This is a genomic window from Dactylosporangium sp. CA-052675 (genome assembly GCF_050947935.1).
GTDB lineage: Bacteria > Actinomycetota > Actinomycetes > Mycobacteriales > Micromonosporaceae > Dactylosporangium.
Window position 1 is genome coordinate 3628772 of the sequence record NZ_CP192010.1, and the last position, 12570, is coordinate 3641341.

General features: G+C 68.4%; 9 protein-coding genes. 6 read left to right on the forward strand and 3 right to left on the reverse strand.

The features are described 5' to 3' along the window. Positions 1-14: 14 nt before the first annotated feature. Positions 15-968, forward strand: coding sequence for an LPXTG cell wall anchor domain-containing protein (locus tag ACQP1P_RS16535; RefSeq protein WP_433087553.1), 954 nt, complete (start codon positions 15-17; stop codon positions 966-968). A gap of 333 nt (positions 969-1301) precedes the next feature. Here the strand turns inward: ACQP1P_RS16535 and ACQP1P_RS16540 are convergent, their stop codons facing one another. Then, positions 1302-2036 carry an AAA family ATPase gene (locus tag ACQP1P_RS16540; protein ID WP_433087554.1) on the reverse strand — a complete coding sequence of 245 codons (735 nt, stop codon included), beginning with the start codon at positions 2034-2036 and terminating at the stop codon, positions 1302-1304. An 856-nt stretch (positions 2037-2892) separates the two neighbouring features. On the opposite strand from ACQP1P_RS16540, the gene ACQP1P_RS16545 reads away from it, so the two are divergent. Beyond that, positions 2893-4011 carry an LPXTG cell wall anchor domain-containing protein gene (locus ACQP1P_RS16545; protein ID WP_433087555.1) on the forward strand — a complete coding sequence of 373 codons (1119 nt, stop codon included), beginning with the start codon at positions 2893-2895 and terminating at the stop codon, positions 4009-4011. Positions 4012-4938: 927 nt separating this feature from the next. On the opposite strand, the gene ACQP1P_RS16550 is transcribed toward ACQP1P_RS16545, so the two are convergent. After that, positions 4939-5223: a hypothetical protein gene (locus tag ACQP1P_RS16550; protein WP_433087556.1), complete on the reverse strand. Its 285-nt coding sequence runs from the start codon at positions 5221-5223 to the stop codon at positions 4939-4941. 154 nt (positions 5224-5377) lie between these two features. Here ACQP1P_RS16550 and ACQP1P_RS16555 point away from each other — a divergent pair, with 154 nt between their 5' ends. Continuing rightward, complete coding sequence (locus ACQP1P_RS16555) at positions 5378-5677, forward strand: hypothetical protein (RefSeq protein ID WP_433087557.1); 300 nt, start codon at positions 5378-5380, stop codon at positions 5675-5677. A gap of 363 nt (positions 5678-6040) precedes the next feature. On the opposite strand, the gene ACQP1P_RS16560 is transcribed toward ACQP1P_RS16555, so the two are convergent. After that, positions 6041-9271 carry a BTAD domain-containing putative transcriptional regulator gene (locus ACQP1P_RS16560; protein ID WP_433087558.1) on the reverse strand — a complete coding sequence of 1077 codons (3231 nt, stop codon included), beginning with the start codon at positions 9269-9271 and terminating at the stop codon, positions 6041-6043. 206 nt (positions 9272-9477) lie between these two features. Here ACQP1P_RS16560 and ACQP1P_RS16565 point away from each other — a divergent pair, with 206 nt between their 5' ends. From ACQP1P_RS16565 to ACQP1P_RS16575, 3 genes are all read left to right on the forward strand, one after another. Next, on the forward strand, positions 9478-9870 hold the full coding sequence (locus tag ACQP1P_RS16565) for a hypothetical protein (protein ID WP_433087559.1): 393 nt from the start codon (positions 9478-9480) through the stop codon (positions 9868-9870). 761 nt (positions 9871-10631) lie between these two features. Further along, positions 10632-11192 (forward strand): NUDIX domain-containing protein, encoded by a 561-nt coding sequence (locus ACQP1P_RS16570; RefSeq protein WP_433087560.1) that lies wholly within the window; start codon positions 10632-10634, stop codon positions 11190-11192. A gap of 114 nt (positions 11193-11306) precedes the next feature. Then, complete coding sequence (locus tag ACQP1P_RS16575) at positions 11307-12518, forward strand: class I SAM-dependent methyltransferase (protein WP_433087561.1); 1212 nt, start codon at positions 11307-11309, stop codon at positions 12516-12518. Positions 12519-12570: the final 52 nt, after the last annotated feature.

Genomic DNA, 12570 nt, shown 5'->3' on the forward strand with positions numbered 1-12570 from the left:
CCAGCTCACATCCGATGGGGCAGCAGCCCCTGATCGTGATCGGTAACTTCCTGCGCAGCCCTGCTGCTGTGGAGGTTTCGATGCGGGTCATTGCCGCTGCTCTCGCTGGCTGCTCCGTCGCTGTGCTGCCGGCCACTGTAGCCCTGGCTGCCGACCCCAAGCCGGACCTGGCCGTGACCATCACCGCGGACCAGCCGTCGTTCGCGGAGAACGCGCCGTTCTCAGCCACGGCCAAGGTCACCAATCACGGCTCGGCCAAGGCCGTGCACGCCCACATCGCCGGGGGCTACGTCAAGACGCTCGAGAACCTCGATTACGGCGCACTCGAGACCGGCTTCGACCTCGACGCGGGCGCCACCCAGACGTTCAAAATCACCGGGACGACAACACACCTCACGTGGCGGTACGGGTCCGGGCCGCTCAGCTTCACCCTCGAGTCCGATAACGGCGACGCCAACGACGCCGACAACAGCGCGGGCGTGAACATCGAGGTCCCTGGCGCGTTCGGCGACGTTCTTGTCCGTGTCTGCGTCGGCGATACATGGGGCGACTGCGGCGACGGAAGCCCGGGCGTGCCCGGCGTCAAGGTCGTCGCCACCGACACCGGCGGCAGCAAGCACTACGCCGAGGGCACCACCGACGCCAACGGCGTCACCCACCTGACGCACATCCCGGCCGGCAGCCCGCTGCTGCAGTTCAGCGCCCCCGCTGGCTGGAAGATGCTCGCCACTGACCAGCCGCCGAACGCGCAGATCGTGGAGGGCCAGCCCAGCGAGACTGACATGTTCGCCTACCGACTGTCGACCACGCCGACCGCACCGGCGTCCCCATCGCCTTCGGTGGGCCCAGGGCTGCCGGTCACCGGCTCCAACACGGCTCTGCTCGTCACCGGCGGCGCAGCAGCTGTGGCGATCGGCGCGGTCCTGGTTCTGCTCGCCCGCCGCCGCCGGGTCGTTCTGCGCAGCTGAGCTCACAGCCTTGATCGGCACCGACTCAGCCGCCCGACTACGGCCCATTCGGTACATTCGTCCGTCCACTATGGGCAACGGCGCTCCGGACGCATCCCAGAAAGACCGATTGCGGCAGGCAACCTACGTCTCGCCCCTCAGACCGCTACCTGGTCGTCGGCCGGGACCGCCGCCAGTTGTACTCACCCGGCCCGGCCCGCACCACCCTGTGGGGCGAGGCAGCAATCCCCGGAGCTCGGGGACCGGCGGACGCGGCCGAGAGCGTCACCCACCTGCTCGCTGTGCTGGACGGATAACGGCTACGAGCCGGATCCGCGGCAGATCCGCGCAGTGTCAACGGAACAGGTGACGCAGGTACCGGTCGGGCTGGTCGAGGAACGCCCGGAAATGGTCCACGACCTCGAGCTCAGACCAGACTGTCGTTCGGATACCGTGCTCGCCGAGCTCCAGCACGGTCGCGGCCGGCAACGCGGTCAGCACCGGGGAGTGGGTGGCCACCACGATCTGCGCCCCGGCCTCGGCCAAGGTCTCCAAGCGGGACATCAGGCTGAGAGTGGAGGTGAATGACAGGGCCGCCTCCGGCTCGTCGAGCAGGTAGAAGCCAGGCCGGGCGAGCTTGCGTTCCAGCAGGGCCAGGAATCCCTCGCCGTGGCTGCGCTCGTGCAGGTCCGTGTCGGGTGAATCTGGCAGCGCCTCCAGGTACGTATAGAGGCCGTGGGTGGTCTCCGCGCGCAGGAAGTATGCCTCGCCGCGGCCGCCGGGACTGCGTACCAGCCGGAGAACGTCGCCCAAGGGGGATTCGGTGTGCCGGGTGCGATGCATCGCGCTCCGTGAGCCGCCCTCCGGATTCAGCCCGTACGCCTGTGCCAGCGCCTCGATCAGGGTTGACTTTCCCGAGCCGTTCTCGCCGACGAGGAACGTCACGCCGGACGGCAGGTCGAGGCCCTTGTCCAGCACCGCGCGAACGGCGGGGATGCGGGCCCACCACGCGTCCGCGTCCCATTCGGCGCCCGGATTCCGCTCGACGCGCCGTACCGGGCGGTCGGCTTGCCTGTTCCACGCCTCCACGCCGACAAACACTACCGGCCGGTCGGCGTAACGCTGGAGCTACACAATGCACTGCACGGCGACAGTGGGGCGCCATCGGCGGCGGATCCGGAAACGTGATCAAGGGGGTAGGGTGGCGGCGGGTCAATGTGCTCCCGTTTGACCGTGAGCGGCCGTTCTCGCATGTCCGTCCAAGACACTCGGGCGGATGATCGGGTAGCGGCGACGGGTAACTATCCTGCGCGATGGGCATCGACTGAGGCGCGGCGCACGGTGAGTCTCGCACTTTTCGACCGGCTGATGACAGCCACTCGGGCAACCTTGCTGGGTAGGACTTCGAGCCCCGCGCCTCCGCCGCCATGGACCCGCTTTGCGCGGAACAGAGACTGCTCGACGTGATGTCGACTGGTTAGGTCCGCGGTGCCGTATTTGCGCGCTTGCGCTCAATCACGTGATTTGCCACGGCCCTGGTGAGGTCGAAGTATGGACGTACCTCGAATCGACGCATGGTGCGGTGTCGACCGCAGCCAGACGAGACTTACAAATCGCGACCCGCATACGCAGCGGATCGCGGCGCCGGTCGTCGACCAGAAGCCTGCAAGGGGGTAGGCATCTGTGCGAACCGGGCGGCGTAATGGTGTTCGGCGCAGACATTTCCGGCTGCTCCTAGCAGCCATGCCGATTCGGAGAATGGTGCCCAGGGCCGTCGAATGAACCGGAAATCGACGGGCTTGCCCGCAACGGCCGTGCGGGCTAGGTTGCTTGCGCAGTCCTGCCCTCACCAAAATGCCGCGGGAGAATAATGTCCGGGTTACACCGTCCCCAATCAACGGCCGCGTTCCGATCAAGGCTCACGATCGTCGCTCGCAATGCCGCCGTGGTCGTGCTCGGCGTGGCGTCGCTTGGACTGGCGGCGCCCGCGTCCGCTGCTCCGCAGGAGCAGAGTACGCCGGTCCTGGGGCTGGTTTCATGGGGCAGCAATGCCGTCGCTGAAAGTGGCGTCCTGACGATCGGCCCCGTGCAGCTCACCATCACCGGCGAGGCGCGCACGGTGCCGTTCACCGTCCACCTCGAACTGGACGACAGGGGCGCCCAGCAGCCGTTCCTATTCCTCAACGACGGCGACGCGGCGTGCCACCGGCCCAGCGGCTCGACGTCCGGATTGGTGCTGGACTGTCAGTACGCGGTGCCGGTCGATGGCCATGGCGGGGTGTCGAACGTCACGCTAGCGCCGCACCTCACCATTACCGCCATCACCGCCGCATCGATGAATTACACGGGCGGTGGATCGGTCAAGCTCACCGTCGCCGGCGACGTCGGCGGCACGCTGATCGGCATCCGGCCCGTCGACCTGCATCGGCACGCGCACCTCACCGCCGCCGTCCCGGGGACTATCAGCGGCCACGTCGGCGATGTCGTCGATGTGCCGTGGACCGTCACCAACACCGGACCGGACGAGCTCCCTGGCTCCAAAGGTCAGTTGACGCTGACCGCCCCGGCGGGCACCGAATGGACCGGCCCGGCCGCCGCCCGGTGCGACCCGCCCGTCGTGCCAAAGTCGAAGTACGTTTGTCTCGCCGGAGTCGTGCTACCGCCGGGCAGCAGCCTCAGTGAGACCTGGCAGCTCAAGATCGTCTCGAATGTCGTCGGCACCGGCCACATCACGGCGCAAATCACGAACCCGATCCCGGAACTGCCCAACCTGGTTATCACGGACCCCAACGAAGGCCAGGGCAGTGGTGCCGCGATCGAGGTCACGGTCCTCTCCGGCCCACCGGCGACGAGCACCCCCACCCCCGCGCCGTCGGGATCCAGCAGAGAGCCGCTCAGCCCAGCCCCACCGGCCCACGCCTCGACGAGCGCCGCAACGAATGCGGCGCTGCCTACCACCGGTACGAACCTCGTTGCCGTGGTGCTCGCCGGGCTGCTCGCCATGATTGTCGGCGGCATCCTCCTGGTTGCCGCCCGGAAGCGTCGCACGACCAGCAACACATGACGGCCAACCAACGCTGATCACCGCTAGTACGCCGGTCTTGGACTCGTGGCGCCTCGACACCCTCGATGTCCTGGCTTTTGCAAACCACGATACCGAGACCGGCGGTGATCGGCGCTGCGATGCGGCTGGTCTATGCCCCTGCCCCTTGGCCGAGACCCTCGTGCGGGCCACGCATGAACAGCACCGGATCGAACCTTGATGACCATCGCCCGCCGCAGCCGGATCGGTGACCCCGTCCCGCGTCGGACGATCTGCTGAAGACGCCGGGCCTCGTCATAGTGAGCCGACGAGCCCGGACAGGTTCCGCCACCCCGACAGCCTGAACCCGACCCACCGGCGAACCCGAAACGTTGACCGGCGTTTCACCAAACCCGGCCAACGTTTCCGGTCGGAGCACTAAACGCGGGGTGTCGACAAACAGTCCTCTGCTGCGGCGCTACGTCAGACCGAGGTTGGCTGGCACGGTACGGACCCAGTCTCCGGTCCCTGGCTCGTCCTTGTCACGTGCGGCTGCGACGCGCGAGACGGCCGCGTCGTAGTCTTGCCGTTTGCCGATAACAGCGACCCGATAACGCGGTCGATTTCACTCACCACGCCTTCATACCCAACGGCGTTTTGCCGCGCACCATGCCTTGGCAGTCCGCACATCGGCAGGATCGGAGACCAGGTTCGCTGAGGCGTCGCTTACGATCGGTGACGAGTACGGATCGCTGCTCAGCGCCCGCAGCGCAGACGGGGATTTTGCGGTCGGCACGGGTCCGATCTCTCCACGACGTCGTCTTCTGAGCTGACAGCAACCCGCGCCACGGGGACGAGCGCGCGCTGGGCCGGCCCGGTCGGCGTCCGACCGCAGGACGGCTCCTCCGTCGGCCCTCGGCGCACGATCGGCGGCACGAGCGCGCCTGCCGGCGATACGCGGCCTCCCGGTCATGACCGCTCCCGCGGGGCGCCGCGCTCCCACCAATCGTGCGGCGGCCGCTGCCGGATCAGCGCCGCGATCATTTCCACCTGCCCGTAATTGCAGTACTTCCAGAGTTCCTTCGCCGCGCGCGAGTACTGGAACAGCACGCGATCAACGTCGAACGCGTCAAGCTCGCCGGCCCGGTAGCGATCGACGACCTCGCCAACGCGGGCGACAAGTTCGCCCAGCTCGGCCTCGTGGTACCCCGCAATCACCGAGCGCGCCTCACGCCGCTCCGACTTGTCTGGCACGCACACAAGGCTACTGAGCGTCGTGAACGCGCCCGTGTTCCACCACACGGAGCCGCCCGGGCCGCGGCATGAGCGCGCACGCGATCATGGTCAGTTGCGCGCTCCCGCTGGCGGATCGGCAACGCCGGTCGGGCAACCGCGCGAAGATGGGTGGGTGAAGGCGATCTACCCGGAGGGCGGCGACGGCGATTCGGAGGCCGTGCCCGGCGTGTCACCCGAACCCGATGGTGCGGCCGACGGCAGGTCCATCACGCTCGAGGTCGATGGAGAAGTGTTCGCCCTCAGTCCGAACGAGTTCGGAGGTACCGATTACGCGTGGCTGAGCGGGCCGAACCCCGGCTACGGGTTCGGCGCGAGTCCGACCCCGAACCTGTCGCTGGACGGGCACAGGGAGAACATCCGCGGCTTCCTGGCCCAGATTGACCCGGCCACGGGATACATCGAGGACGACTGAGCCAGAGAACTACTTGACGGTGCAGTCCACTGAGCAGGGCGGAATACCTTGCATCCGATGCGGGCGGCGGGAGCGATCGTCGGTCGTGCGCCGTCGATCGGTCGTTCGGCGATCATCAGCGGGTGATGGACGTGAACGTCGAGATGGTGTCGCGTCTGGGTACATGAGCTCGCTCGTCACTCCCGCCGTTGGCGCGGCGACGAAGCCGGCCTCGGCACGCCCGTTGAGGACATGACCAGCCTGGCCGCGGCCGCCGGGTCGACCTGCCGACCAAGCTGATCACCCCACCGGCTGCCGATTCGGCCGTCCGAGCGGCCCGGTCGGTGATCGTTTGGGCGGGTTTAGCCGTCGTTGGTGTAGTCCTCAGCCTTCCGAAATTTCGGTTCCCCCCGATGGACGGCATGTGGCCAGGATGACGGAGCGCGTGTCGAGTGCCTGGGCCAGGTCACGGCGGAAGCGGGTCTCCTGGTGGATCCGAACAGACTCGTCGATCATCCGGAGCGCGTCATCCCGGGCGCCCGCACGGGAACGCACCAGGGCCAGGACCCGCAGCGCGCTCGCCTGGAACGTCCGGTAGCCGCTCAGCCGGGACATGTCGCTGGCCAGGAGTGCGTAGTGCTCAGCCCGGTCCGCCGAACCACGTCGCTGCCACAGGTCGGCGATGCCGAGCATGGCGGCGATCGCGTTCTGCCGGCAGTGCGCGTCGGTGGCCAGCCGCAGCGCGCGCTCGAAGAGCAGCATCGCGACCGTGTCATGGCCGAGATCCCGACGGATCGCAGCGAGGGCGATCAGGACGATTCCCTCGGTGAGCAGATCATCGGTGGCGCGCAGGGCACGCAGCGCGGCCCGCGCCAGCGTGATCGCCTCGGTGGTCTGGCCCCGGGCGTGGGCGACGTCGGCAAGGTAGCCGAGCGCGGTCGCTTCCCCCTCGACGTCGCGCAGCTCCCGGTAGATCTCCCGAGCCCGGTGCATCGACTCCCAGGCGTCGCCGTGCTTGCCTCGATGATGCTGCACCTGACCGATGTTGAGGAGGACCGAGGCGGCGCCTCGGCGGTGCTCCCGGGTCGTGTGCAGCGCCAGCGCTTCCCTCAACTTGGCGTCGGCCAGGTCCAGGTCCCCGCACAGCGTGTGGATCATGCCGAGGTTGTTGAGCGCGGCCCCGACTGTCGCCTCGTTGCCGCTGGCACGGCGCAGTCCGATCGACTGCTCCAGATACTGTACCGCCCGGGCGGTGTGTCCGAGGTAGGAGTGCATGACGCCGAGGGCGTTCACCGCCGCCGCCCGCCCTTGCGCCCAGCCGGCTTGGCCGGCGAGGCGCACCGACGCCTCGCAGTGCTTGATGGCCACGAGGTTGTTGCCGGTGCAGTTGGCCATCAGCGCCAGACTCAGCTGCGCGGCGGCCATTCCCGCCGGCGCCGCCTGCTCCTGGGCGCCTGCCAACGCGGTGCTGGCGACACGCAGCCATGACGGCACGTCCCGATTGGACATGAAGTGCCCGCGCAGTGTCGCGGAGAGCAGCCACGCCACGTCAGGATGCCCGTCGCGCAAGGCCGACTCGGCCACGACGACGAAGTTGTGCTGCTCCGCGGCGAGCCACCGTGCCGCGTCGGCCGGCGTGTCGAATGCGCACTCGTCCACGAGACCGGGGTCGCAGACATCGTCAAATGGCAGCCGCACCAGTTGCGGATAGAGCGCCCGCGCCGCCGCCTCTGCCCGACACAGATAGGAGACATAGACCCGGCGCAGTGTGGCGGAGCGCTCGGCCGGCGAGTCCTGCTGTCGCACCAGCGAGGCGGCGTACTCCCGGAGCAGATCGTGCATGCTGGTCCGGCCGTCCGCGAGGTCGACCAGATGGGCCTGGGCCAGCCGGCTCAGCCGGGCGGCCGCCTCCACCACCGACGATCCGAGGGCAGCCGCGACCGTCGCGGTGCTGACGTCAGGCACGGGCAGGAGGCCCAGCCACCGGAACAGCTGCTGCGATCCGGCGTCCAGTGCGGCGTACGAGTAGCCGAACGCCGCCTCGATGCCGTACTGCGGATCGTCGGGGACGCCCAGGCCGGCCAGCGGGCCGCTCGAGTGGAGGTGGTCGACGTACTCGGCGATGGGTTTTCCAGATCTCCGGTTCACCGCGGCGGCGGCGATGCGCAGCGCCAGCGGCAATGCCCCGCACAGCCGGACGAGCTCCCCGGTGGCGTCTGGTTCGTCGAGCACCATCCGGGTGCCCAGGACCTGGCCGAGCAGCTCGACGGCGTGCGACGAGCCCAGCTCGCACAGGTCGACGTCGCGGGCGGCGTTGTGGGCGATCAGGCCGTCCAAGCGCTGGCGGCTGGTCACGATGACCGCCGCCGAGGCGCCCCCGAGCAACAGCGGCCGCACCTGCTCGGCGGAGCGGGCGTTGTCCAGGACGAGCAGCACCCGCTTGTCCGCCGCCACCGAACGCAACAGCGCGGCGGCGTGCTGCTCATCGGCCGGTACCCGCTGTGGCTCCACGCCAACGGCAACGAGTAGGTGGGTGAGGGCCTGCAGACTGGACAGCGCCTGGCCCGGCCCGTACCCGCGGAGGTTCAGGAAGATCTGTCCATCCGGGAACCGGTGGCCATTGCGGTGTGCCCAGTGGACCGCCAACGCGGTCTTGCCGAGGCCCGCCATTCCGCTGATCACACCGATGGCGGTGGCCTGTCCGTCGACCAGGCGGTCGAGCCGCCCCAGTTCGGCGTCCCGCCCGACAAACGCGGACACGTCGGCGGGCAACTGGCGCGGCACCAGGCCGACAACGGGGGCCAGTGGCTCGTTCCGGCCCGCCGGACTGACCATGATCTGGGCGGTCCAGGTCGCGCGGCCGGCTGCATCATCGCCCCGCAGGATTCGCCTGTGCAGCGCCTGGATCTCCGGACCCGGCTCGACTCCGGCCTCCTCCGCCAGCTGGCGGTGCAGCTGCCGGTAGGCACTGAGGGCGTCGACCTGCCGACCGGCCCGAACCAATGCGGTCATGAGCTGTGCCCACGGCCGTTCGCGCAGCGGCTCGGCGAGCACGTGCGCACGCAGCCACTCAATCACCTCGTGGTGTCGGCCGGCGGCCAGGTAGAGGTCGGCGACCTCCTCCACCAGCGCCAGCCGCTGCTCATGCAGAGCGACGCCCACGGCGTGCAGCGTCCCGGTCGCCGGCAGGCCCAGGAACGGCCGGCCCCGCCACAGCGCCAGGGCCCGCTCGAACGCGTCCAGAGCCACCACCCGGTCATGCCGGCGCAGCGCCGCGAATCCGCCGCGGCTCAGTTCCGCAAAGAGCTCCGTATCGACCTGCCGCTTGTCGACCACGATGCGGTAGCCACCCGCACGGTTCTCGATGACCGGCGGTGCCTGAGGCGAGGTGCGCAGGGCCTTACGGAGCGACCAGACGTACGTCTTGAGGTTGTTGGCCACCGATCGGGGCGGGCCGACCGGCCACAGCTCGTCAACCAGCCGCTCCGCCGGGAACAGCACACCCGGCTCGGTGAGCAGCAACGCCAGCAGATGCACCCGCATCGGCGTGCCCAGCACGACCGGCTCACCGGTGGCGGAACGAACGTCAACCGGCCCGAGCAGCCGAAATTCCACAGCGATCCCCCCAACCGCCTGGTGCCTACCACCATTGTATCTAAATACATGATTGCGAACCGGTGGTGACCCGCTGACCTGCTGATGTACCGGACATGTACCCCCTCGTGGACCGCCCCGCCCGACGCTGTCCCTACCTCCCCATCGGGGATGACGGGACACATCCCGCCGGACACGACGACCGGCGGAGAAAAGAAGGGAGCACGATGCGTACGCTCAGAATCCTCGCCAGTGCGGCCAGTGCGGCCACCGTGGCGAGTGTGGCCACGCTCGGCCTCACCACGGCGCCGGCACAGGCGGCGGGCACCTGCACGGTCACCGCCTACGCCCCGACCTACAGCAGCCCGAACATCTCGGCTCGCGGCCTGCTGTCCTGCACCGCGACGCAGCAACGGGTGGAGATCCACGTCTACGTCTACAAGGACGGCCAGCAGAAGGGCTCCGGCACGATCAAGTGGGCGAACAACGTCCGGAGCACCGCCGACACCGCGGTCGTGACGAACGAGGCCGGCAACCAGCAGTGGTGCACCCAGGTCTACGGATTCTGGGACGGCGGCGGCCAGGGCTACGCCTACACCTGTGAGAACAACAGCTACTGACCATCAGCGTAGAGGCATGCCCGGTGGGTCAGGCCACCAAGTCCGCCGGGATGCCAGCATCGCTGGCGACCTCCAGCGCAGATGACCCGGTCATCATCGAGATCCTGCGCCGGGCTGCGTCCAGCCGCCCTTGTACATGGCCCGACCGCTCCGGGCGCCGGGCCATGTCAAGGGGCGGAGGCGGCCGAGTGCGATGCCGACGGAAACCCTGCCGGCTTCGGGACGCCGGGCTCGCAGACGGCCCGCGGCCGCACCACGGACCTCGGCGATCTCCGCCTTCCGGAACGGGGCCACACTGCAGCAGCCCTGTGCGACCGCGACCGGGATGAGGCGACGACCAGCGCCCCTGGCGGCATCGATGCGCTGAGCGCCGCCGGCGTCGAACATCGCCCGGCAACGGTGACCACGACGCCCGCGGCGCCCGCTCCATATGATGAAAAAATTCTCGGCCCCGCATCCGGCCCCCGGTGACAGCGCTTGAGAGCGCACACGTTATCGCTGGACAGAGCGCGAATCATGCGCGATGAGGGCCCGCCGCTTCGGACTTGGTCAACTTTATTTGTCATTGTCCGCAACAAATCTGGAAGCAATCGGGATTGCACGCCACCCCACACACCTGCAAGACTGATGCGCAAGCGCTGATCGTGATGGGAGCCCATGGTGTCCGTCACGTGAATGGGCACGGTGGCCGCGCTGCCTCAACCTCCTTTCGACGATGGTCAGATTCATCTCGCCTAACGACCCAGGCAGGGAGTAGAGCATTGAAAGCTGTCGTCCACGAGCTTGTCGAGGACAATTTTACGACCCGCGACGTCCCGGACTTCGGTCTACCTGAAACCGATTATGGGCGCGCACTGGACAATATGGTTCAGGCCAACGTCGATGTGATCGTCCATACGAGCCGGGGCGACGTCCTGCTGGGATACCGCAAAGACATGCCATTGCGCGACATGTTCTGGGTCTTCGGCGGCCGCATGAAGCTGGGCGAGACCCTCATCGACACCGCGGTGCGGGGCCTCTCCCGCGAGGTCGGCCTCGCCGTCGACCGGGACCGGCTGGTGGTGGACAACGTTTACAACGTCATGTGGGGAACCAGAACCGCGCCGCCCGAGGAGCACGGTTTCCAGACCCTCCTCACCTTGATGAAATACGAATGCAGCGACAGCGAGGCTTCATCCCTCAGCGCCGCGGACCACACCCATGCCTGGATTCGATGGTATTCCCCGGCCGAGCTGCGCGATTTCTGCGCATCGGGATCCGAGCAGCTCCACCCATTCCTTCCCATCGTCTTGAAGAACGCGGGCCTGGTGCCGGCGGCCTAGCTCGAGGACCCGATTTTTCCGGCTCTTCGAAGACCGCCGCCGACGACCCGGCCGTGCCCCGCGCAATGCCCGTCGGATGCGCTCGACACATTCGCTGATCCCTGGAGGCATCGTGTGAACTGCCGTTCCTGTCAAACCTCCGGCCTGACCGAAATCCTGGACCTCGGCAACCAGTACCTCAGCGATTTCCGAGACGACGACCGCCGACCGCCGCAGTGGCCACTGGTGCTGATGTTGTGCCGGCGGTGCGGGCTGGTCCAGCTCCGCGACACGACCCCCCGAGCGTTGATGTACCACGACCGGTACGGCTTCCGGTCCGGGGTCAACGAGGCGATCCGCGAAGACCTGCGCACCGTCGTGGACGACGCCCTGCGGCGACATCGCGACGCGCGGTCGTGGCTCGACATCGCCTGCAACGACGGCACCCTGCTGTCATTCGTGCCCGAGCGCATCCACCGGGTCGGGGTCGACCCGGTGGCGACGTTCGAACCGGAGTCACGGCGGCACGCCGACCGCATCGTCGTGGACTTCTTCGACCCGCGGCGGTTCGTGTCGGGCGGGACCGGCACGACGTACGAAGCGTTCGACGTCATCACCAGCATCTCGATGTTCTACGACCTCGACGACCCGAACGGGTTCGTGGCCGACGTGGCAAGCGTCCTGGCGCCGGACGGGATCTGGGTGATCCAGCAGAACTACGCACTGACCATGTTCGAGCTCGGGGCGGTCGACAACGTCTGCCACGAGCACATCACCTACTGGACGCTGGCCGCCCTGGAGCACCTGCTCCACCGGCACGGCCTGGAGGTCAACGATGTGCTGCTGTCGAGCGTGAACGGTGGCTCCTTCCGTACGGTGGTGTCCCGCCGCGGCAGCCGGCCGGTCAGCCCGGCGGTGGCGGCCCAGCGGCAGCACGAGGCGCGGGCCCATCTCGACCGGCCCGACGCGTGGGCGAAGTTCGCGGTGCGGGTGCGCGCGGCGTTCGACGACCTGCGCCGGCTCATTGACAAGATCAACGCCGCCGGTCAGCGCTGCTACATCTACGGCGCCAGCACGCGGGGCGGAACGATCTGGCAGGCCGCCGGCCTGACCGTGGACGACCTGCCGTTCGCGGTGGAGCGGCAGGCCGCCAAGATCGGGCGGAAGATCGCCTCCATCGGCGTGCCGATCATCTCCGAGGAGCAGGCCCGCGCCGACCATCCGGAGTACATGCTCGTGGCGCCGTGGTTCTTCCGGGACGTCTTCATCGACCGGGAGCGCGACTACCTGCGGGCCGGCGGTCGGCTGATCTTCCCGCTGCCGGACCTGGAAGTCGTGAGCGCCTGACCGGGCCCCGGCATCGGGTCCGCGGGCGACCGTCGAAGCGGGAGTCGACCAG

Excerpts from the sequence above, each read along its gene's own strand:
- ACQP1P_RS16535 (WP_433087553.1), top strand. The coding sequence starts at position 15 with ATGGGGCAGCAGCCCCTGATCGTGATCGGTAACTTCCTGCGCAGCCCT.
- ACQP1P_RS16565 (WP_433087559.1), top strand. The coding sequence starts at position 9,478 with ATGCGTACGCTCAGAATCCTCGCCAGTGCGGCCAGTGCGGCCACCGTG.